A 21816-nucleotide genomic window follows, 5' to 3' on the forward strand; every position below is an offset into this window, starting at 1 on the left:
TGCCAGCACACTTGGCCCTGCGGGGTCTGGGCATGTGCCGGGCAAAATACCTGCCCGGCACATGGTTTTTTATCAGGCCGCCTGTTGTGCGTTCAGCGGGCAGCGACCGGCAAGACCTGCCTGTTCAAGCTTGCGGGCAAGGCTGAACAGTGCAGCCTCCCGCCCGGGTGCTGCAATCAGTTGCAGGCCCAGTGGCAGGGTGCCGGTGTTGTCGAGTGGTAGGCAGAGCACAGGCAGACCCGGCAGGCTGATCGGCTGGGTGTACAGGCCCAGATTGGCGCGGGCGGAGGCGGGTTTGCCATCCACTATAACGGTCGGGTCATCCAGCCGGGGGGCTTCGCACATAACGGCGGGGGCGATCAGCACATCCACCTGTTCAAATATGGCATGCACCTGCTGGCGGAACCAGCGGCGGAAACGCTGGGCCTGCACATAGGTGCTGGCGGGCAGCATGGCGCCCGCTAATAGCCGGTCACGGGTTGCAGGGTCGTATTCCTCGGCTGCCGCGCGCAGGCGGGGCAGGTGGAGCGTGCCACCCTCCGCCGCCGTTATCAGGAACGAGGCTGCCCGCGCCGTTGGTGTTTGTGGCAGTTCTATCGTGCCCGAAAGACCAAGGTGCTGGCAGACCCGGCCTATGGCAGCGGCAAGGGCGGGGCTCAGATTTTGGGCAAACCAGCCGCCAAGGCATGCCGCGCGCAGGTTCTGGGGTTCGGGTTCGGCCGGGCTGTCCGCCATAATGTAGAAGGCGGCCATAAGGTCATCCAGTGTGCCAGCAAAATGCCCCACAACATCCAGACTGGCGGAAAAAGGGTATGCGCCCTCACGCGGCAGACGGCCCATGGTGGGTTTTAGCCCCCATACCCCGCAAAGCGATGCCGGCACACGGATGGAACCGTTTGTATCTGTCCCCAGCGTGAGCGGCAGAAAACCCGCGGCAACAGCCGCCGCCGACCCACCGGAGGACCCACCGGCCATACGGCTTGTGTCATGCGGGTTGCGGGTAATGCCGTAATGGGCATTATCTGTTGCAAAACCGTAGGCAAATTCGTCCATGTTCAGCGTTGCCACCGGAATGGCCCCGGCGGTGCGCAGGCGGGCCACAATGGCGGCATCCTGTGCCGCGGGAGGCGTATTGCGCAGCACAATGGACCCTGCGGTGGTTACGTGGCCCTGAATGTCAAACAGGTCCTTGACCCCAAAAGGCACACCCGCCAGCGGGGGCAGGGCTTCCTTGCGGGCCAGTCTGGCATCCACCGCGCGAGCCTGTTCCATGGCCTGCTGCGCAAACAGGTGGGTCACGCTGTGAATGGCGGCATCATGCTGGTTTATGGTGCTCAGCACGGCCTGCATAATGGAGGCGGCACTGCGTTTGCCACTACGGATATCCTGCGCAATGCCCAGCGCACTTGCAAAGCGGGTCATGGCGTGTAATCCCCCGCTGGTTCGCATGTGTCAGGGAGTGCAAAATCCATTACAAGGGCAGCATAGTTTTGCAATACGTGTGTGTTGGAAATAACACCGGCAACGCAGGCCTGGGGGAGGTCAAGCTCCATGGCCTGCGCGCGGGCGGCAACAAGAACCTCATCAGAGAAGGGAGGCGTGGTCATGGCATGCTCCGTTCCTTACAGTGTGGGCCGTTCGGTTTCTGGCTGTTCGGCCATGATGGACACATGGGCCGCCAGAATTTTCCAGCCATTGGGGGTGTTGATCCATGTTTGCATCTGCCGACCCGTGCGGGTGGAGCCGATGCGGCGGAACTCCAGACTGACAACCCCCGCATCTGTGCCAATGGGGGTTATGGTGCGGCGCAGCATGGTGCGTGGGGGTGAACCGCCCGTGCGGTTACGGCGGAATGCGGCAATTTCGGCCGCGCCATAAAGGTTTTCTCCCACCCCGTAGCGCACGGTCTGCGGCCCTTGCCAGAACAGGACGTCCAGTGCGGTTACATCGTTCTCGGCCAGTGCGTGTTCGTACTGGTCCGAGCAGTGTGTGAGTGCCTGAATGGTCCGGGCGTCATCCAGTTTCATGCGCGTGCGGTCCTTTTGTCAGTGGACTACGGGTTATGGCCATTCCGCCAGTGCGGCATCCACGGCGGCGCCACGGGGCAGGGGGTGGCCCTGTGCCGCAAGGCAGGCTTCCAGCGCGCCAAGGGTCAGCAGAACCTTATGTTTGACGGCGTTGTACCCCATGGTGCCAATGCGCCAGATGCGCCCGGCCAGCGGGCCGAAGGCGGTGCCGATTTCTATGCCAAAATCATCACGCATGCGGGTGCGTATGGCCTCGCCGTCCACACCATCGGGAATCCACACGCCGGTTACGTTGGTCATGCGGTGTGTGTCATCGCCAAAAATGCGCAGGTTCATGGCGCGTAGCCCGGCAATCAGGCAGGCGCTGGCCTGCGCGTGGCGGGCAAAACGGGCTTCCAGCCCTTCCTCCAGCACAATGCGTGCTGCCTCGCGCGCACCGTAGAGCATGGTTGTGGCCTCTGTATGGTGGTTGAGGCGTTTTTCCGACCAGTAGTCCATGACCATGGCCAGATCGAAGTAGTTGGACAAAATGCGCGCCCGGTTGCCGTTGGTTGCCCCTTCGGCCCGGATTCCGGCCTCCACGTGGCGGCGGGCCATAATATGTTCCGCTGCCCGGTCGGACACGGTAATGGGGGCAGATCCCGGTGGCCCGCCCATGCATTTTTGCAATCCGCCGGAGACCACATCAATCCCCCAGCCATCTGTGTTGATGGCCATGCCACCCAGCGTTGCCGTAACATCTGTATAGGACAGCGCACCATATTTGCGGCAAAGTGCGCCCACGCCTTCCAGCGGCTGGGCCATGGTGGTGGAGGTGTCACCATGAATACAGGCGAACACTTTGGGTTTGTGGGTTTTAAGCGCGTCTTCTATCTGCTCCAGTGTGGCCACTTCGCCCCATGGCAGGTCGAGCGCGCAAATCTGTGCGCCAATGCGCTCCGCTATTTCGGACAGCAGCAGGCCAAAACGCCCCGCACGCACAAGCAGGATTTTATCGCCCGGTTCCACAAGGGAGACCAGAGCTGCTTCAATACCCGCGCGAGCCGTGCCGTCCACCAGAAAGGTCCACTGGTTCTGCGTCATGAAAATCTGACGGTACAGAGCCATGGTTTCGTTCATGTACTCTGTCATTTCCGGGTCGAACTGGCCCAGCATGTCGGCGGACATGGCACGCAGCACACGGGGGTGCGCGTTAATGGGGCCGGGGCCCATCAACATCCGCTGGGGCGGGTCAATCTGCCGGAAAAAAGTGGAACTCATGCAGAAAACTCCGTTGGTTTGTGTGCCGTGGTCGTGGCAAATGTGCGTATAAAATCAAGCATGACCAGCAGGGCGGTGTGCACGTCATCATGCCGCACGGCTTCTGCCGGGTTGTGGCTGATCCCCTGATGGCAGCGCAGGAACAGCATGCACACCGGCGTTAGCGCTGCCATGACCATGGCGTCATGGCCGGCGCCACTGACCAGTTTGCGTGCTGCCTGCCCGGTCATGTGGGTTACGGATGCGGCCAGTTGCGTGGTCAGGTCCGGGTTGCAGGGGGTGGCGGGCAGGTCGTTCTGGAGTTCAATACTCAGGCCCACGCCGCGTTTGTCCGCAATGGTTTGCAAGGTCTCGCAAATTTCGGCGGCAGCCTGATCACGCACCAGTTCCGTGCCTGCGCGGATGTCCAGACTAAAGGTGGTCTGGCCGGGCACAACATTGCTGGCCCCCGGCCCTACATGCAACTGGCCAACCGTCGCCACCAGGTCCGTGGGGCCGGCGGCACCAATGCGTTCGATGGCGACCATAGCCTCTGCCGCCGCTGCCAGCGCATCCTTGCGCAGGGACATGGGCATGGTGCCTGCGTGGCCCGCCACCCCCTGTATGCTCACCTTAAAGCGGTATTGTGCGGCAATGGCGCTGACCACGCCAACGCTCAGGTTGGCGGCCTCCAGCACGGGGCCTTGCTCTATGTGGGCTTCCATATAGGCCACAACCTGTTCGGGCCTGTAGGCGGCTTCCAAATAGCGTGTGGGGTCCAGTCCGTTCTTGTGCAGCACCTCATGCAAGGTCGCACCATTGGCGTCCACCGCATCAAGGGGCAGTGCGTCGAGCGTGCCAGCCACCGCGCGGGAGGTCAGCATGGAGGCAGGAAAGCGCGAGCCTTCCTCATCCCCAAAACCGATGACCTCAATAGCAAAGGGCAGGCGTTCGCCATGGGCGGCAAAATGGGCCACCACCTCTATGCCCAGCATAACTCCCAATGTGCCGTCATACCGACCCGCGTTACGCACGGTATCCAGATGCGAGCCAATAAGGAGTGCCGGTGCGCCGGGCGTTTGTCCCTCGTACCGGCCGATCAGGTTGCCTGCGCCATCCGTGCGGGTGGTCATGCCTGCCTCGTGCATCCACTGGGCGACCTGTTTGCAGGTGGCGGCGTAGGCATCGGACAGATATGCGCGAAAAAGACCGTCCTGCGTGTCCGAAAACGGGTGTGCGCCAAGGTGGTCACACCGGTTGACCGGACGGGAGTCCGCTCTGGTGGCCTCTGGCAGGCCTTTAGGGGAGGGCGGGGTCGGGGTGATTTTTTTCGTCCTTGGTGCGCAAAAGCCTGATCGGGGGGAGCCAGAAGTGGCTGCGATGGTCTGTCAATCATAGACGGGTTTGGTCCGTTCTCCCAAAAGCAAAAAAGGCAATTTCGCGTTGCAAAATTGAGCGCAGCCCCCGTGCTGAAAAAAGCAATGAGAAAGTGCTTTTTTTTATTTTGTGAGAAAGGGAACTCACAATTATATATCGGAATCGTATCGTTTATGGGCAGAGTTCGGAACGCACCCCCGCTTAGGCACACTCAAAGGGGTAACTCACCGCAATAATGCCTGCACCCGCCGCTTTCACCCCTGCTCCAGCTTCTGCTTTTGGGAGACTACGCCATGCCTTCCCGATTTTTTCCCATGCGTCGTTCCGTCGGTTCGCCCCTGACGTATCGGCAGCGCCTTGCGACCTTGACCTGTTTGGCCGGTGTTGCCGGTTTTTGCGCCAGTGTTCAGGGAGTGGGGCAGGCATCTGCCGCCACGACCGACCCGAAAGCACCAGTTGTTGGCAAGGCAGGGCATAGCTCGGCCAAAGCATCCGCCGCGCACACGCATGCCAAGCCTGCTAACACCTCGGTTCAGGCTTCTGGTGCGGAAGAAATTTCGGTTGCATCCAACCGCACGGCCCGTTCGGGCGGTGGCGGCATGATGCGCCAGGAAGTGGCCCCCCACGCGGTGCAGACCGTGACCAAAGCCTACATTAACATGCGCAGCCCCACCTCCACGCCGCTGGATCTGGTCAAGAACCTGCCCAGCATGAACGTGATGACCCCCGATGCATCGGGTATGCAGGGTGGTTCCATTCAGTCCCGTGGGCTGACGGACCTTGATATGGCGCTTATGGTGGACGGTGCCCCCGCAGCCGCTGCCAAATACATGACCGAAGATATTGATTCGGAAAATCTGGACGAAGTCAGCGTAACCCCCGGCAGTGCTGCACGTGACCTGCCGGTTATGTCCGCTGCAGGCGGGGTCATGAACTCGCGCACCCATATGCCGTCCGACAAAATGGGCGGTATGGTCGATTTTTCCTATGGCACCAACAACCTCTCGCGCGAGTTCATTCGTCTGGAATCGGGCGAGATCGGCAAGACCGGGGTCAAAGGCTATTTCTCCTTCTCCAATACGCATGACCGGAGCTGGATGGGTGCTGGTTCCAACCAGCGCAAACACATTGACTTTGGCGTGCGTAAGGATTGGGAAAATGGGTCCAACGCCCACCTGTTCCTGTCCTGGAACTCCGAAGACTTCGTGATCGACAACTACCCGACTGCGGATCAGTTTTATAAATACAAGCACACGGGCGAAGGTTACGGCCGCTCCGCCGATTCGAAAAACGTCAACTACTGGCGCAACAACAATGACCACTGGAACCAGATTTTTCTGACGGCTCCTGTGCATATTGTGCTGCCTAAAAAGCTGACATTCGACATCCAGCCCTACTTCAGCTTCGGGCAGGGTTGGGATGCTTCCCCCGGTGGGCAGGCTGATGGTACTAACTCATATGTATACAACAGCACTGGTACCAATGTTGCTGCAGGCACGAACCTCACCAGCTACTTCTTGGAAAACGAAGCCCGGCAGGTCGGTGCTGTTGCCAAGCTGGGGTATGATATTGACCGCCATAACCACCTGAGCTTTGGCTACTGGTACGAAAATAACCAGACCATTCAGTCCTACCCCACGGCGACCGTTACAGCGAGTGGGGCGGCTTCTGGGCCCACGGCGTCGGGGAATACCATTAATGGTCCTGTATTTGGGCAAACCGCAGGCTATGAACTGCACTCCCTGTTCATCCAAAACCAGTCGCGTTACCTGAACGACCGCCTGCTGATTAACGCAGGGTTCAAGTTTGTTATGTCCAACGCATGGAACAAGAGCTGGAGTGGTGACAGCAAAAATATGCTTCCGGGTGCGAGCAATAGTAAGCGCAATAACACGACCGAGCCGCTGCCCCAGTTGTCCATCAGCTACCAGATTAACGAGAACAACCAGATTTACGTGAACGCGGAAGGGGATTACCGCCAGCCAAGTGCTACGGATATGGGGTGGATGTACACAAGTAAGCCCATGCTGAAAAACCAGTATTCTGTTAAGGAAGAGCTAGGCTACCGCTTCCACAACAAATACGTCATGATTGACATGTCTCTGTTCAACTACAATGTGAAAAACCGCATTGTTGACCAGTATATGGGCATGAACAGCTTTAGCCCCATGTCTATTGGTAGCCAGACCATGCGTGGGTTTGACTTCATGATTGCAGGCACATCCTACCATGGCTTCAGCCCCTATGCATCGGTCGAGTATTTGCATGCCACGCAGGATAGCAATGTATGGGACCCCGACAATAGCACGATGATCCATTCCAAAGGCACGCAGGCGATCATGGCGCCACGTGTTATGGCTAACTTTGGTCTGACCTATACCTATAAAGGGTTTTTTGCTAACGGTGCTGTGCATTACACAGGTCCGCAGTCCGTCAGTATCGCCGATGACCAGCGTATTCCGGGGTATGTTACCAACACGCTTTCGCTTGGGTATCATTTCAAACCATTCGGCTTTCTTAAATCGCCTACGTTCAAGCTGAACTTTACCAACCTGACAGGGTCCATTGTCCGTACTGGTGCCATGGGGGCCGTATATACTGGGAGTGATAGAAACTCGCATTCGGTATGGAGCGGCAGTAATGGCGCAGGCACAGGCTACGGCAACTCGTTCATGGTGGAACCACGCTTTACCATGGTAGGTTCCGTCTCCACGTCCTTCTGATCAGTTAACCAGCGCACCCGGTTTTGCCGGGTGCGACAGGAGTTTGCATGTCTCGCCGCACTTTGCTCACGAACATAACCAGACTGGTGTGTATGGATGATGCACGCACCGAACTGGAAAACGGGTGGGTTCTGGTCGAAGGGCGGCAGATTGTGGCACTGGGTGGGGGAGGGCATGAACCCCCACCCAGTGCCGAGCATGTTATAGACCTGCGCGGCCATGTGGTGCTGCCGGGCATGGTCAATACCCACCACCACATGTACCAGTCCCTCACACGGGTTATTCCGCAGGCGCAGGATGCCTCGTTGTTCGGCTGGCTTAAAACGCTTTACCCCATATGGGCAGGTCTTACGCCCGAGATGGTGCAGGTTTCCACCCGCACGGCCATGGCCGAACTGCTGCTTTCTGGCTGCACCACAACAAGTGACCACCTTTATATTTTTCCCAACGGATGCAGGCTGGACGACCAGATCGAGGCGGCCTTTGCCATGGGCATGCGCTTCCATGCCTGCCGTGGGGCCATGAGTGTGGGTGAGAGCAAAGGGGGCCTGCCCCCTGATGCGCTGGTGGAGCGCGAAGCCGATATTTTAAAAGATACCCAACGCCTGATCGAGACGTACCATGACCCAGCCCCCCTTGCCATGCTGCGGGTTGCGGGTGCGCCCTGCTCGCCTTTTTCGGTCAGCCGTGAACTCATGCGCGACATGGCGGAGCTGGCGCGCGCCACAGGCACCATGCTGCACACACATCTGGCCGAAAATGATCATGATGTCAGCTACAGCCGCGAACGGTTTGGCCAGACCCCGGCAGAATATGCCGAGGCTCTGGGCTGGGTCGGGGCAGATGTGTGGCATGCCCACTGCGTTAAACTGGACGCCGATGGCATGGCCCGCTTTGGCCGCACACACACCGGGGTCGCCCACTGCCCATGCTCCAACATGCGGCTGGCATCGGGTATAGCCCCGGTGCGGCAGATGCAGGCCGCCGGAGTGCGCGTGGGGTTGGGGGTGGATGGGTCCGCCTCCAATGATGGGGCCAGCCTGCTGGGAGAAACCCGGCAGGCCATGCTGCTCTCCCGCCTGCTGCCAGAAGGCCCGCAAACACCGGGCATGATGAGCGCGCGTGACGCACTGGCCCTTGCCACGCGCGGGGGGGCCGCCGTTCTGGGGCGTGATGATATCGGCCAGATTGCCGTAGGCATGGCAGCCGATATTGTGGCGTTTGATGTGCGCGGTCTGGCCCATGCGGGTGCCCAGACCGACCCGGTGGCCGCCCTTGTGTTCTGCTCACCCACGCAGGTTTCCATGAGCATGGCAAACGGGAATGTGCTTGTGCAGGACGGATATTTTTCTCGCCTGGACCTGCATGGTCTGGTGGGGCGGCATAACCAGCTTGCTGCCCGCCTGTGCGCGGGGGAGCCAGGCTGACCAGCCCGCCGCTGCGAACTGGCCCAATAAAATAAGGGAACCCGTGGAAAACTCTCTCGTTTTGTAAGGAGGCGACAACAATACAAGAGAGGTCGACCATGACAGCCAGATTTTACACCCTTCTGCTTGGTGCCACATTGCTGGCAACACCCGCTTTTGCGCAGGACAGCAGCACGCCCCCAACCGCCCCCACAGCCGGGTCCGCAGCCGCACAGGTTGGCCAGACCCCTCCCGCTGCGTTGGATGAAAACGGTAAGCGGGTGGAGCCATCCCAGAAGCTGTGGAACAACCCGCGCACAGAGGCGGAACAGCCCGGTACCCAGCCTCCGCCCAATGACCGGCCCGCCAATTCGGCCGAGAGCACCCAGCAGTCCGCCAGCGGCCAGCATGCCGAGCAGACCGGCAAGCATAAGCATGGCAAGCACGCACACCACAAAGCCAGTACGGAAAAAACCGAAACCCCGAACTAGGCCCGGATTAACCTGTTCCCCCGCTCAGGGGGTGCAGGGTCAGGTGGTGGGGGCGTTGCCTTTGGGGGCATGCAGGGTTTTGTGGAGTTGCTCTGTATCCAGCGCGTTTTCCCACCGGGCTACCACAATGGTTGCCACGGCATTGCCCACAAGGTTGGTGAGCGAGCGGCATTCGGACATAAAACGGTCAATACCTAGTATGAGCGCCATGCCACCAACGGGCACGCTCGGCACAACGGACAGGGTGGCGGCCAGTGTAATAAAGCCCGCCCCCGTAACGCCCGCGGCCCCCTTGGAACTGACCATGGCCACAAGGAGCAGGGCCAATTGCTCGCCAAAGCCCAGATGCACGTCCGTTGCCTGTGCAATAAACAGGGCGGCAAGGGTCATGTAAATATTGGTGCCATCAAGGTTGAAGGAATACCCCATTGGTACAACCAGCCCCACAATGCCCGGCTTGCACCCGGCCTGTTCCAGCTTGCTGATAAGGCCGGGCAGGGCTGATTCGGACGAGCTGGTACCCAGCACGATCAGCAGTTCCTCCTTAAGGAACATCAGCAGCCGCAGGATGCTGAACCCCGCCAGACGGGCCACAACCCCCAGAATAACCAGCACAAATACGCCCGCGGTAAAGTAAAAGGTCAGCACCAGCCCAAGCAGATGCACAATGGAGCCAAGGCCGAACTTGCCCACGGTAAACGCCATGGCGCCAAACGCGCCAATAGGGGCCAGATACATAACCAGCCGGACCACGCCAAACACCATTTCCGTCAGGCTGCGGAACAGGTTGAGCACGCTCTCTCCCGCCTGACCCATCTGCGCCATGCTGATGCCAAACAGAATGGCCACCAGTAGCACCTGCAAAATCTCACCCGAGGTAAAAGCCCCCGCTGTGGTGGAGGGAATGATCTGAAGTAAAAAATCGGTAAAGGAATGCCCATGGGCAGCCTGAACAAACTGTTCCACCGCGGAGTTGTCCAGACTTTGCGGGCGGATATGCATGCCCGCACCGGGGCGCACGATATTGGCCACCACCATGCCCACAGCCAGCGCCAGTGTGGAAAAGCATAAAAAATACAGCATGGCCTTACCCGCCACACGCCCCGTCTGCTTAAGGTCCGCCATGCCTGCAATGCCGGTGCTGACGGTCAGAAAAATAACTGGCGCGATCACCATTTTAATCAGTTTGACAAACCCGTCGCCCAACGGTTTGAGCAGTGTTGCAACGGACGGGAACAGTGCGCCGACAAGAATACCTGCCGCCACGGCCACCAGAACCTGAAGATACAGGAACCGCTGATGTGAGCTGGAAAGGGGAGCTGTAGAGGGAAGCACGCTGGTTATCTTTCTGTTTTTATTGTTCTTGTTTTGGCGTCCGCAAAGGGCGTTGGCGAAAAGTTATTGTGTTATATCAAGCCTCTTTGTTGGAGAGGGGGGTAGGCTACTCCCACTTGTTGCAGTTTGGAAAGGGTTGTCCCCTTACTTGGGGCATGAAAAAAACAACACTGTTGTGTGTTCGCACCCTGAGTGTGGGGTATCGGGCGGCGTTGTGCGCAGGCCGCGTGGGCGGGGGCGCAACACCAAAGACTTGCTGGGAGGATGAATAGTCGTGCGACGGATCTGTGTTTTTTGTGGTTCAAGTGCCGGGCGTGGGTCTGCCTACCTGCATGCGGCGGAGCAGCTTGGCCTGCTCATGGCGCAGCGTGGCATAGGGCTGGTTTATGGCGGTGCGTCGGTCGGGCTTATGGGGGCGGTGGCCAATGCCGTGCTGGCAGGTGGGGGGCAGGTAACGGGTGTTATTCCCCAGGCACTGGTGGAGCGCGAAGTGGCCCATAACGGGCTGGAGGATTTGCGGGTTGTGGGCTCCATGCACGAGCGTAAGGCTCTTATGGCGGACCTGTCCGACGCGTTTATCGCCCTGCCCGGTGGCATTGGCACACTGGAGGAACTGTTTGAAGTCTGGACATGGACCCAGCTTGGCAACCACGCCAAACCCTGCGGTGTGCTGAATGTGAACGGCTTTTACAGCTCTCTGGGCACGTTTTTGGATCATGTGGTGGAGGAGGGTTTCCTCAAGCCCGCGCACAGGGCCATTTTACAGGTTGGCAAAACGCCCGAGGACCTGCTTGACGGGCTGGCGCGGTGGCACCCCCCGCAGGAGACCAAGTGGATTGCGCAGAACGAACGCTGATCTTGTTTCAAGAGTGAATCAATACTAACGCGGAACGCATTATATACTTGATGTAAAAGGGATTTTTCTTTCACAATTTCTTAACGCAACCTGAGTAAAAAGAGTTTTATCTTGCGCCCATCTTTTTCTGCGCAGGGTGCTTTTATGTCAGATACAATGCTGAGTTCTCCGGTTGGAGGACGTCCGAATATGCGTAAGGGGGAGCATCAGGCTTTCCGCATGTTCTTTTTGGGAGTGATTGCAGCAGCTCTGGCGTTTGTTGGTTACAGCGTGCTGGCTGACCTGCACGCGGTTGGTACCAGTGGCATAGCGACCGGGGCCTTCGCCCTGCTGGCTCTGGCGTTGCTTATTGCTCTGGGCTTTGAATTCGTGAACGGCTTTCACGATACGGCCAATGCGGTCGCAACCGTTATTTACACCAACAGCCTGCCGCCACTGGTTGCGGTGGTCTGGTCGGGTATGTGGAACCTGCTTGGGGTTCTGACCTCCTCCGGCGCTGTGGCGTACAGTGTTGTTACGCTGCTGCCGGTTGAGCTTATTCTACAGGTCGGCAGTGGCGCTGGCCATGCCATGATCTTTGCCCTGCTGCTGTCCGCCATTGTGTGGAACCTGGCAACATGGGCACTTGGTATTCCCAACAGTTCGTCACACGCACTGGTTGGCTCCATTTTGGGTGTGGGCCTTGCAAACCAGCTTATGTCCCCCTCGGGTAGCGCGCTGTATGGCGTGGACTGGATGCAGGTTAAAAAGGTGTTCTCCGCCCTGCTGTTCAGCCCCCTGTGTGGCTTTATCCTTGCTGCTGGCCTGTTCATGGTGCTGCGCGTTGTGGTGCGCAATGCCGCTCTTTACCGTGCGCCAGAAGGCGACGCCCCGCCCCCGATGTGGATCCGTGGCCTGTTGATTGGCACCTGCACGGGTGTTTCCTTCTTCCACGGCAGCAATGACGGGCAGAAGGGCATGGGCCTGATCATGCTGATCCTGATTGGCGCAGCCCCCACCGCTTACGCCCTGAACCGCGCCATGCCAGACAGCATGATGCCCGGCTTTGTGGAAACCGCACAGCAGGCATCCCATGTGTTTGACGTGCATGCCCAGCCCATGCTCAAGCAGCCCACGGCTGAAGAAGCCCGCGCACAGGTGACTGATGCCCTGCGCGTCAAGTCCGTTGCCCGCCCCGAAGTGTATGCCGCCCTGTCTGTTCTTTCGGCTGACATTGCGCAGGCCGTAAGCGGGTATCACTCCTTGCACGAAATTCCGGCGGCATCCGTGCCTAACGTGCGTACCGACATGTATCTGGTAGCCGAAGCCATTCACAACATGGGTAAGGCAACGTCCTTTACTGTTGAAGAAGATGGTGAACTGGCCAAGTTCATGAAGCAGCTTAACGCAGGCACCCGCTTTATTCCCGTCTGGGTTAAAATTGCCGTGGCACTTGCTCTGGGCCTTGGCACCATGGTCGGCTGGAAGCGCATTGTTGTAACCGTGGGCGAAAAAATCGGCAAAAGCCACCTGACCTATGCTCAGGGTGCTTCCGCCGAGTTTGTTGCCATGGGCACCATTGGTCTGGCCGAAGGCTATGGCCTGCCGGTTTCCACTACACACATCCTCTCCAGCGGTGTTGCCGGCACCATGGCTGCCGGTGGCGGTGGCCTGCAATGGGGCACACTGCGCGCCATGGGCATGGCATGGATTACCACCCTGCCTGCCGCCATGCTGATCAGTGGCGTGCTGTATGTGGTGTTCCGCCACATTTTCTAAAAACCTCCGGTCTGGCGTGGCGCTCTGCCACGCCAGACGATGTTTCTTCCAAACTGCGAAGGCAAGATCATGTCTGATGCCAATGTGAACAGCCTTTCTGCCGCCGAGCGTGAACGCGAACGTATGCGGCAGGAGATCATTGACGATCTGGATGAAGAGATCGAACTCGAATTGCAGGAAGAGGGACTGGGGGGCGAGACCTCTCCGTCTGACCGCAGCTTTCGCCATACCTATTTTAGCGAACTGGTGCGCCTGCAGGGCGAACTGGTGCGTTTGCAGGATTGGGTAAAGGATACGGGCCACCGTCTGGTGGTGCTGTTTGAAGGACGAGACGCAGCAGGCAAGGGCGGCGCGATCAAGCGTATTACCCAGCGGCTTAACCCGCGTATCTGCCGCGTGGCCGCACTGCCCGCTCCCACGGACCGTGAAAAAACACAGTGGTACTTCCAGCGTTACGTGGCCCAACTCCCCGCTGCTGGCGAGATCGTTCTGTTTGACCGGAGCTGGTACAACCGTGCCGGTGTGGAACGCGTTATGGGGTTCTGCACGGATGAAGAATACGAAGAGTTCTTCCGTTCCGTGCCAGAGTTCGAACGCATGTTGGTGCGCAGTGGTATTCAGGTTGTAAAATACTGGTTTTCCATCACGGATGATGAGCAGGAAGCCCGCTTCCGTGCCCGGATTGAAGACCCGCTGAAGCAGTGGAAACTCAGCCCGATGGACCTTGAGAGCCGCCGTCGCTGGGAACTCTACACCAAAGCCAAGGAAACCATGCTGGAGCGCTCCAGCATTCCCGAAGTTCCGTGGTGGGTTGTGCAGGCCGTGGACAAAAAGCGCGCGCGCCTGAACTGCATCAACCATCTTCTGGCGCAGGTGCCCTATCAGTCTGTTTCTCACCCGGAGGTTGAACTGCCTCCGCGTGCGTATCACCCTGATTACGAACGCCTGCCTACACCACAGAACATGATTGTTCCCGAAATTTACTAAGAGTGTTCAAGATCCTCCCTGCCAAACAGGGAGGATTTTTTAAAGCAGTCTTCCACTGCGTCAATCAGGGCCCGCCCGCTGGCCTCGTCCCGTTTGGGGGCGGAAAAGTCCGGCCCCAGCTTGATGCGGTAGCGCATGGGCAGCGGCGGACGCTTTAAAAACGACCACCCCTGCGACAGGTAGGGCGACGGCGTTTCTATCAGAACAACCTGCACATCTGCGCGTGTCCGCTGGGCTATGGCGGCAAAGCCGGGCTGTATTGGCCCCGGTTCCGCTCCCGCGCGCGAACGCGTTCCTTCGGGGAACAGCAGGAGTTGGCAGTCCTCGCCCAAGGCCTGCGAGGCCGGGCCAATAATTTTGAGCAATGTATCGTGCCGCACGTAGCCTGCGGTGCGTAATGTGCTGCCCAGCACCCCGCGCTCCCATATGGAGGCTTTGGTCACGCACACCATATGCGGCAGAGCGGATGCCAGAATAAGGCAGTCCAGCCGGGAGGGATGGTTGGCAACCAGCACAAGGTCCCGGCGCTGGGCAATGGCCCCCAGTTCCGCCATGTCACAGTCCAGAATACCGGCTGCGTGCAGGTAACGCACGGCCACCCGCGCCATGGTGCACAGCCAGCGCCGGGCCACCCGCCTGCGGCGCACGCCATCGGGCAAGGTGTGGCGCAGCACAAAAGAACCCGCGTCCAGCACGACAAAAACGCCCCCTGTTACCAACAGGGAGGCATAAAAGCGCGCCGAGGCACTTACGGATGAGGGAGACATCGGCATGGGGGCACGTAAAGACCTGCAGGAACACAGAACGGGTGGTTGGGGGGTGTGCTCAGGGCACGGGTTTGTCTGTTGCCATGATCTGGCGCAGGCTGGCTACCATGGCGGACTGGTCGGCCTGTGCATCAATCGTGCCACGGTAGCGGGTCTGCGGGTCCATGACTACAAACTGCGGGGACATGCGCATGGCGTACTCCCATTCCGGGTCGCTCACTTTTTCAATTGGTGCGTGGTATTCCTTGGCAAGGTCGGCCAGCGCAAAGGGGGCGGCGGTACCTGCCACCACGCGGGGGCTTATGGTCTCGCCATACTGGCGCAGGCGCTCGGCGTCATCACGGTCGGGGTCAAGGCTTACAAAAATAATGACCATCTTGCGCTTGCCCGGATCAACCTCGTCCATGGCAGCAGACATGGCGCGCAGGGCGGGGGCGCAGGCATCCTGCCCGCAATGGGTGGCGCCAAACAGCACCAGCATCCACCGGCCAGCAAAGCTCTTGTCCGTCATGGTGCCGGTTGTGGCGTCCATCAGGCGGAAGGAGCCCCCTACCGGGTTGCCGTAGGAGTTGAGGGTAATGCTGTGTTTGAGTGCAAGACTGGTGGCCAAAAAGCCGCCAGCCCCGGCAAGAGCCAGAATGCCCACACTGATCAGGGCAACGCGTTTTCCTGCTGGTGTCATGGATTAATGTGCCTCCGCCCAGTTCTGGGCAATGCCTGTTTCTACCACCAGTGGCACGCTGAGCTGTGCCGCTGCTTCCATAATGGTTCTGGCTTTTTCCGCTACGGCCTGTGCCTGTGCGTCGTCCACCTCGAATAACAGTTCGTCATGGACCTGTAGCAGCATGCGCGCACTATTCAGCCCAGCCTGTTCCAGTGCTGTGGGCAGGCGCACCATGGCGCGTTTGATAATGTCTGCAGCCCCGCCCTGTAGGGGGGCGTTAATGGCCTGCCGCTCTGCATACTGGCGGCGGACAGCGCTTTTTTCGTGAATTCCGGGCACATAGCAGCGCCTGCCAAAGGCGGTCATGACATACCCGTTGGCGCGGGCTTCGGCCTTGATCTGCTCCATATAGTCCCGAATGCCGGGGTAGCGGGCAAAATAGGCATCTATGTAGCTTTTTGCCTCCCCCGCGGGAATGCCAAGCTGCTTGCCCAGACCAAAAGCGGAAATACCGTAAATAATGCCAAAGTTAATGGCTTTGGCGCGGCGGCGGGTCAGGGCGTCCATGCCTTCGAGCGGGATGTTGAAGACCTCGGAGGCTGTGCGGGCGTGAATGTCCTGACCCAGTTCAAAGGCTTCACGCAGGGTGGGAATGTTGGCCACATCGGCCAGCAGCCGCAGTTCGATCTGGGAGTAGTCGGCCGAGATCAGCTTGCGCCCGGCAGGGGCCACAAAGGCCTGACGGATGCGCGTACCTTCCTCCGTGCGGACAGGAATGTTCTGCAAATTCGGGTCGGAGGAGGACAGACGGCCTGTTGTGGTAATGGCCATCTGGAACGATGTATGGACGCGGCTTTCCTTACTGGTCAGCTTGAGCAGGGCATCCGTGTAGGTGGATTTGAGCTTGGCAAGCTGCCGCCATTCCAGCACGCGCACCGGCAGGTCGTGCCCTTGGTCGGCAAGGTCCTGCAACACGGAGGAATCCGTGCTCCACGCACCGGCCTTGCCACGTTTTCCGCCTTTTAGCCCCATCTCATCAAACAGGATTTCGCCTAGCTGGCGGGGGGAGGCAATGTTGAACTCCCGGCCCGCAGCGGCGTAAATTCCCTGTTCCATGCTTTTCATGCGGCTTTCAAAATCGGCGGAAAGGCGGGCCAGTTCCGCACGGTCCACCGCAATGCCGCATTTTTCCATGGTGGCCAGCACCTGCACCAGCGGGCGTTCCACCTGCTCATACAGGGCCAGCGCGTTGTTGGTGCGCAAGGTGGGCCGCAAGACGTGCCACAGGCGCAGGGTTACGTCCGCATCCTCGGCGGCGTAGGTGGTGGCTTTGTCCACCGGCACCTGTGCAAAGGGTATGCGGTTGCGGCCCGTGCCGGTCATGGCGTCGTACGGTATGGGCGTGTGGTTGAGGTGCAGGGCGGACAGTTCGTCCATGCCCTGCCCATGCAACCCGGCGGACTGGCTGTAGGAGATCAGCATTGTATCATCCACCGGGGTAATGGTGGCGTGGTCAATGCCTGCGTGGTCGAGTACGAGCAGGTCGAACTTGGCGTTCTGGAAGACCTTGAGCACACTGGGGTCGGCCAGTAGCGGGCGCAGCAGGTCCAGTGCCTGTGTGGGGGTTAGCTGCTCACCCGTCGGGGCTTCCAGCGTGCCCTCGTGCCGTAGGGGCACATAGCAGGCCTTGCCCGGTGCTGTGGCGAGCGAGAAGCCCAGCATATTGGCCGATAGCGGGTCCAGCCCGTCGGTTTCCGTATCCACCGCACACACACCGGCTTCCTGCGCGGTGCTGACCCATTTTTGCAGGGCTTCGGCGGTGCGTACGGTCTCGTACTCCGCATAAGGTGCGCTCAGCAGGTTGGCGGGGCCGGTGGGGGGGGCTGCATCGGATAAGGTGGAGGTGTTTTGCTCGTCCGCCCCGCTTTTGGCGCTGGTTCCGGTTTGTCCGGCGGAACTGGCATGGGCGGAGGCGCGGGCCGCGCGGTGGAGTTGGGCACCAGCCGCACTGCCCATGCCCATGCGCGACATGACGGAGCGGAACCCCATGCTGTCCAGCCAGTCGGCCAGTGCCAGCTTGTCCGGTTCACGCGTGACCAGTTCTGCCACGGGCACGGGCAGGGGCACGTCGGTTGCCAGCGTGACCAACTGGAGAGAGAGGCGGGCCGCCTGAGCATGCTCGATCAGCATGTCCCGCTTTTTGGATTTTTTCATATCCGGGGCGCTGGCCAGCACGTTTTCCAGCGTGCCGAATTCGTTAATCAGGACAGAGGCTGTTTTGGGGCCAATGCCGGGCACGCCGGGTACGTTATCGGTCGGGTCGCCCATAAGGGCCTGCACGTCCACCACTTTTTCTGGCGGCACACCAAACTTGGTTTCCACCTCCGCCGGGCCAATGGGGGTCTGTTTGATGGGGTCGAGCATGCACACGCCTTGCCCCACAAGCTGCATCAGATCCTTGTCGGAGGAGATGATTGTGCAGGTCCCGCCCATTTTGCGCACGGCCACCGCGTAGGAGGCAATCAGGTCGTCCGCCTCCCAGCCCGGCAGTTCTATCCCCGGGACGTTAAAAGCCTGCGTGGCGTCACGGATCAGGCTGAACTGCGGGCGCAGGTCCTCGGGTGGTTCGGGGCGGTGAGCTTTGTACTGGGGGTAAATCTCGGAGCGGAAGGTCTGGCGGCTGGCATCGAACAGTACGGCCAGATGGGTGCCTACATGGTCGCGCAGCAGGCGGGCCAGCATGTTGGTAAAGCCATAAACCGCATTGACCGGCACCCCCTCGGGGCTGGTCATGGGGGGGAGAGCATGAAAAGCGCGGAAAATAAAGCCGCTGCCATCCACAAGAACCAGATGCGGTGTGTCTGTCATGGCTGGGGGAACCGTGTGCGAGGGAGGGCGAACAAAAAAGCAGGCATGGCTTTGGGATATGCCGCTTGGGGCGGTCTGTCCAGCATGTCTGCCGGGGGCTTTACACAAAAACACCCCGGCGGTGAGCCGGGGTGTGTGCCAAGTGGATTAAGGCTGCGGCCTTACGCTACGGTGCTGATCCAGTTGTGCGGGTCGGGTGCGCGGCCGAACTGAATGTCGCACAGGTTCTGGCGCAGCTTTGCGGTGACTTCGCCCACCTTGTTGTTGTTGATTGTGCAGGTGTCCGTCTTGCTTTTGAACGCACCAATGGGGGACACAACAGCCGCCGTGCCGCAGGCAAATACCTCGCGCAGCCTGCCCGACTTGGCATCGGCAAAAAGCTGGTCGAGCGCGTAGCGTTCTTCCTTGACGGTTAGCCCCGCATCACGCGCCAGTGTCAGCAGGCTATCACGCGTAATGCCGTGCAGAATGGTCCCGCCTGCCAGTGGGGGGGTCAGCAGGGTGCCATCTTCAAACACCATCATCACGTTCATGCCGCCCATTTCTTCCAGCCAGCGGCGTTCTTCCGCATCAAGGAACAATACCTGCTGGCAGCCGTGGTGCTTGCCTTCCATCTGTGCGGTCAGGCTGGCGGCGTAGTTGCCACCACACTTGGCTGTGCCCGTGCCCCCGCGGGAGGCACGTACGGTGTCGGTTTCCACCCACACGGAAACGGGGCCTGCATCCTTGGAGAAATATTCCCCCGCCGCACAGGCAATGACAATGAACTTGAACTCGGATGCGGGCTTGACCCCAAGGGCTGCTTCCGTCGCGATCATGAACGGGCGGATGTAGAGCGTGCCAACCTCGGGGGCGGGTACCCAGTCACGGTCGATTTTGACCAGTTGGGTTACGGCCTCAAGGAACAGGTCTTCGGGGAGTTCGGCCATGGCCATGCGCTCGGCCGATTTTTGGAACCGGCGGGCATTGGCTTCGGGGCGGAAGAGCTGCACGCTGCCATTGGGGGCGCGGTAGGCCTTCATGCCCTCAAAAATTTCCTGCGCATAGTGCAGAACGGAGGCAGCGGGGTCGAGCATGAGCGGCTGGCGGGGCAGAATTTCGGCCGAGTGCCAGCCCCTGCCTTCCGTGTAGGTGACAACAGCCATATGATCGGTAAAAGCGCGGCCAAAACCGGGGTTGGCGATCAGGCTTTCGCGCTCGGCGGCGGGGGTGCCATCCGTTTTGCGAGTGATCTTGAAGGCAATGCTGTCAGCTACGGTGGTCATGGTGTTCTCGCGTCTTCCGCGGCGCTGGTATGGGGACCAGGGGCCTGGTTGCTCCGATATACGGTTTGTTCTGTTGTTTCAGGCGCGTCAGAACGCAGCCTGCCGGTGGCCCGGTTGGGCTCTTTCCTATCATGTTCGCCGTGTCTGTGCCAGACAGGTGCGAACGTGTGCGTATGTGGTTCGTTCCTGTGTGTTGTGCGGCTGAGGCAGGGCTTAACGTCCGCGCCGTGCAAGGCCAGAGCTTTTTTTGCTAGGAGGCGCAACAATGCCCCATTCCTCCATCCGGCAGGGTTATGCAACGCTGCCTCCCCGTTTTTATGCCCGTACGCAGCCCACTCCGGTTGCCACGCCCCGGCTGATTGCGCTGAACAGACCGCTCGCTGCTGAACTGGGGCTGGATGTGGGCTGGCTGGCAGGGCCACAGGGGCTGGCCATGCTGGCGGGCAATCAGGTGCCACAGGGCATGGACCCGCTGGCCACGGTGTATGCGGGGCACCAGTTTGGCCATTTTTCTCCCCAACTGGGTGATGGCCGCGCCCTGCTTTTGGGCGATGTGACCGACCAGCACGGTCAGGTGCATGAAATCCAGCTCAAAGGCTCCGGCCCCACCCCGTATTCACGCAGTGGAGATGGACGGGCAGCCCTTGGCCCCGTCCTGCGCGAATATCTGCTGAGCGAGAGCATGGCAGCCCTTGGCATAGCCACCACCCGCGCTCTGGCGGCGGTGGAAACGGGCGAGCGCGTTTACCGTGAAACACCGTTGCCCGGCGCTATTGTGGCGCGTGTGGCGCGCAGCCATATCCGGGTTGGCACGTTCCAGTTTTTTGCCGCAGGGCAGGATGAGGCGGCGTTGCGCGCTCTGGCCGATTTTGCCATTGCCCGGCTTTACCCGCAGGCGGCTGTGGCGGAGCAGCCTTATGTTGCGCTCCTGCAGGGTGTTGTTGCGGCGCAGGCGGCACTTGTAGCCCGGTGGATGCTGGTTGGCTTTATTCATGGCGTGATGAACACCGACAACATGGCCATATCGGGTGAGACCATAGATTATGGTCCCTGCGCCTTTATGGACACATACAACCCCGCCACCGTGTTCAGCTTTATTGATAAGCGCGGCCGCTATGCCTACACCAACCAGCCCACCATAGCGCTGTGGAACCTGACCCGCCTTGCCGAGGCCCTGCTGCCCCTGCTGGCGGAGGAGGACGATCAGGCCATTGCCATAGCCCAGCAGGTGCTGGCGGAGTTTCATCCCCATTTCCACACGACCTATTTTGCAGGCATGCGGGCCAAGCTGGGGCTGGTGGGCGAGGATGATGCGGACGAAGCCCTGTTCAAATCCCTGCTGGACCAGATGGAGGCGGAAAAGCTGGACATGACCAACACCTTCCGTGCCCTCAGCCACGCCGGGGTAGTGCGGGGGGATGTGCCCCCCACGGGTCTGCCTGCCAGTTTTGGCCCGTGGCTGGCCCAGTGGCGCGCGCGTGTGGTGCAGCAGGGGGGGGCGGACCATGTGGCCCGCGCCCACGCCATGCAGCAGGTCAACCCATGTTACATTCCGCGCAACCATAAAGTGGAGGCCATGATTCAGGCCGCCATAAAACGGCAGGATTACGCGCTGTTCGAGGAAATGCTGCGTGTGCTGGCAACCCCCTATGTGGAACAGCCAGATATGGAAGACTACGCAACACCCCCTCAACCCGACGAGGTCGTACCCTATACCTATTGCGGCACGTAAAATCCACGCTCGAAAGCGTGGTAAATAAAAACAGGGAAGGTCAAACGCCAAAGTATTTGGTTATGTGTGGAACAGGAGCGATAGTTCTCTAAAGATTTACCAAGAGTAAGAAACCCGGTGTAAATTAGGGGTGGCTAACCAGTTTTTTTGATGAGTTGGCTGTTTTTTTTGCTTTTTCTCTTCTGGTATTAGTATGGGTGGGTTAATATAAGTGTCTGACCGAAAATGAGTTGAGTGATTTCAGTGGATTATGATTCATGGGTTTGCGATAACCTGATGAGATCAAGATGGCCTGGACTGAAATCACCCGCGCGCAGTATC

At 59.7% G+C, this 21816-nt stretch carries 17 protein-coding genes; 7 read left to right on the top strand and 10 right to left on the bottom strand.

Annotated features, from left to right (window positions below):
* Positions 1–72: 72 nt before the first annotated feature.
* The 5 genes from GOB86_RS06700 to GOB86_RS06720 are packed head-to-tail and all read right to left on the bottom strand — an operon-like array spanning position 73 to position 4591.
* The gene (locus GOB86_RS06700; RefSeq protein WP_165991585.1) at positions 73–1422 is read right to left on the bottom strand and encodes an AtzE family amidohydrolase; all 1350 of its coding nucleotides are present in this window, start codon (positions 1420–1422) and stop codon (positions 73–75) included.
* Entirely contained in the window at positions 1419–1607 is a 189-nt protein-coding gene (locus GOB86_RS06705) for a DUF4089 domain-containing protein (RefSeq protein ID WP_165991586.1), read from the bottom strand. Before GOB86_RS06705 ends, GOB86_RS06700 begins: the two co-directional genes overlap by 4 nt.
* Positions 1608–1622: 15 nt before the next feature.
* Positions 1623–2027, bottom strand: coding sequence for an oxalurate catabolism protein HpxZ (gene hpxZ, locus GOB86_RS06710; protein WP_165991587.1), 405 nt, complete (start codon positions 2025–2027; stop codon positions 1623–1625).
* Between the two features lie 33 nt (positions 2028–2060).
* Positions 2061–3287: a pyridoxal-phosphate-dependent aminotransferase family protein gene (locus GOB86_RS06715; protein WP_165991588.1), complete on the bottom strand. Its 1227-nt coding sequence runs from the start codon at positions 3285–3287 to the stop codon at positions 2061–2063.
* Positions 3284–4591 (bottom strand): allantoate amidohydrolase, encoded by a 1308-nt coding sequence (locus tag GOB86_RS06720; RefSeq protein ID WP_165991606.1) that lies wholly within the window; start codon positions 4589–4591, stop codon positions 3284–3286. Before GOB86_RS06720 ends, GOB86_RS06715 begins: the two co-directional genes overlap by 4 nt.
* A 345-nt stretch (positions 4592–4936) precedes the next feature.
* Here GOB86_RS06720 and GOB86_RS06725 point away from each other — a divergent pair, with 345 nt between their 5' ends.
* From GOB86_RS06725 to GOB86_RS06735, 3 genes are all read left to right on the top strand, one after another.
* Positions 4937–7366 (top strand): TonB-dependent receptor, encoded by a 2430-nt coding sequence (locus GOB86_RS06725; protein ID WP_242012534.1) that lies wholly within the window; start codon positions 4937–4939, stop codon positions 7364–7366.
* Between the two features lie 47 nt (positions 7367–7413).
* Positions 7414–8793 carry an 8-oxoguanine deaminase gene (locus tag GOB86_RS06730; protein WP_165991589.1) on the top strand — a complete coding sequence of 460 codons (1380 nt, stop codon included), beginning with the start codon at positions 7414–7416 and terminating at the stop codon, positions 8791–8793.
* A 98-nt stretch (positions 8794–8891) separates the two neighbouring features.
* Complete coding sequence (locus tag GOB86_RS06735) at positions 8892–9263, top strand: hypothetical protein (protein ID WP_165991522.1); 372 nt, start codon at positions 8892–8894, stop codon at positions 9261–9263.
* 39 nt (positions 9264–9302) lie between these two features.
* On the opposite strand, the gene GOB86_RS06740 is transcribed toward GOB86_RS06735, so the two are convergent.
* On the bottom strand, positions 9303–10598 hold the full coding sequence (locus tag GOB86_RS06740) for a C4-dicarboxylate transporter DctA (protein ID WP_165991590.1): 1296 nt from the start codon (positions 10596–10598) through the stop codon (positions 9303–9305).
* Positions 10599–10872: 274 nt separating this feature from the next.
* On the opposite strand from GOB86_RS06740, the gene GOB86_RS06745 reads away from it, so the two are divergent.
* The 3 genes from GOB86_RS06745 to ppk2 all read left to right on the top strand — a co-directional run bounded on the left by GOB86_RS06745 (position 10873) and on the right by ppk2 (position 14199).
* Positions 10873–11454: an LOG family protein gene (locus GOB86_RS06745; protein ID WP_253543759.1), complete on the top strand. Its 582-nt coding sequence runs from the start codon at positions 10873–10875 to the stop codon at positions 11452–11454.
* Positions 11455–11598: 144 nt separating this feature from the next.
* Positions 11599–13212, top strand: coding sequence for an inorganic phosphate transporter (locus GOB86_RS06750; protein WP_165991591.1), 1614 nt, complete (start codon positions 11599–11601; stop codon positions 13210–13212).
* 69 nt (positions 13213–13281) lie between these two features.
* Positions 13282–14199: a polyphosphate kinase 2 gene (gene ppk2 / locus GOB86_RS06755; RefSeq protein WP_165991592.1), complete on the top strand. Its 918-nt coding sequence runs from the start codon at positions 13282–13284 to the stop codon at positions 14197–14199.
* On the opposite strand, the gene GOB86_RS06760 is transcribed toward ppk2, so the two are convergent.
* From GOB86_RS06760 to GOB86_RS06775, 4 genes are all read right to left on the bottom strand, one after another.
* Positions 14196–14972, bottom strand: a complete 777-nt coding sequence (locus tag GOB86_RS06760) for a lysophospholipid acyltransferase family protein (protein ID WP_242012535.1) — start codon at positions 14970–14972, stop codon at positions 14196–14198. The two genes, ppk2 and GOB86_RS06760, sit on opposite strands and share 4 nt — an antisense overlap.
* A 52-nt stretch (positions 14973–15024) precedes the next feature.
* Positions 15025–15648, bottom strand: a complete 624-nt coding sequence (locus GOB86_RS06765) for an SCO family protein (protein ID WP_165991593.1) — start codon at positions 15646–15648, stop codon at positions 15025–15027.
* 3 nt (positions 15649–15651) lie between these two features.
* Entirely contained in the window at positions 15652–18498 is a 2847-nt protein-coding gene (polA, locus tag GOB86_RS06770) for a DNA polymerase I (protein WP_165991594.1), read from the bottom strand.
* A gap of 161 nt (positions 18499–18659) precedes the next feature.
* Positions 18660–19763 (bottom strand): branched-chain amino acid aminotransferase, encoded by a 1104-nt coding sequence (locus GOB86_RS06775; RefSeq protein WP_165991595.1) that lies wholly within the window; start codon positions 19761–19763, stop codon positions 18660–18662.
* A 265-nt stretch (positions 19764–20028) separates the two neighbouring features.
* Here GOB86_RS06775 and GOB86_RS06780 point away from each other — a divergent pair, with 265 nt between their 5' ends.
* On the top strand, positions 20029–21495 hold the full coding sequence (locus tag GOB86_RS06780) for a protein adenylyltransferase SelO (protein ID WP_165991596.1): 1467 nt from the start codon (positions 20029–20031) through the stop codon (positions 21493–21495).
* Positions 21496–21816: the final 321 nt, after the last annotated feature.

The sequence above is a fragment of the Acetobacter lambici genome (genome assembly GCF_011516885.1).
Lineage (GTDB): Bacteria > Pseudomonadota > Alphaproteobacteria > Acetobacterales > Acetobacteraceae > Acetobacter > Acetobacter lambici.

Coding starts and splice junctions, on each gene's coding strand:
- GOB86_RS06705 (WP_165991586.1), bottom strand. CDS start 1,607: ATGACCACGCCTCCCTTCTCTGATGAGGTTCTTGTTGCCGCCCGCGCG.
- GOB86_RS06750 (WP_165991591.1), top strand. CDS start 11,599: ATGTCAGATACAATGCTGAGTTCTCCGGTTGGAGGACGTCCGAATATG.
- GOB86_RS06715 (WP_165991588.1), bottom strand. CDS start 3,287: ATGAGTTCCACTTTTTTCCGGCAGATTGACCCGCCCCAGCGGATGTTG.
- GOB86_RS06760 (WP_242012535.1), bottom strand. CDS start 14,972: ATGCCGATGTCTCCCTCATCCGTAAGTGCCTCGGCGCGCTTTTATGCC.
- polA (WP_165991594.1), bottom strand. CDS start 18,498: ATGACAGACACACCGCATCTGGTTCTTGTGGATGGCAGCGGCTTTATT.
- ppk2 (WP_165991592.1), top strand. CDS start 13,282: ATGTCTGATGCCAATGTGAACAGCCTTTCTGCCGCCGAGCGTGAACGC.
- GOB86_RS06775 (WP_165991595.1), bottom strand. CDS start 19,763: ATGACCACCGTAGCTGACAGCATTGCCTTCAAGATCACTCGCAAAACG.
- GOB86_RS06730 (WP_165991589.1), top strand. CDS start 7,414: ATGTCTCGCCGCACTTTGCTCACGAACATAACCAGACTGGTGTGTATG.
- GOB86_RS06780 (WP_165991596.1), top strand. CDS start 20,029: ATGCCCCATTCCTCCATCCGGCAGGGTTATGCAACGCTGCCTCCCCGT.
- GOB86_RS06700 (WP_165991585.1), bottom strand. CDS start 1,422: ATGACCCGCTTTGCAAGTGCGCTGGGCATTGCGCAGGATATCCGTAGT.
- GOB86_RS06765 (WP_165991593.1), bottom strand. CDS start 15,648: ATGACACCAGCAGGAAAACGCGTTGCCCTGATCAGTGTGGGCATTCTG.
- GOB86_RS06735 (WP_165991522.1), top strand. CDS start 8,892: ATGACAGCCAGATTTTACACCCTTCTGCTTGGTGCCACATTGCTGGCA.
- GOB86_RS06725 (WP_242012534.1), top strand. CDS start 4,937: ATGCCTTCCCGATTTTTTCCCATGCGTCGTTCCGTCGGTTCGCCCCTG.
- hpxZ (WP_165991587.1), bottom strand. CDS start 2,027: ATGAAACTGGATGACGCCCGGACCATTCAGGCACTCACACACTGCTCG.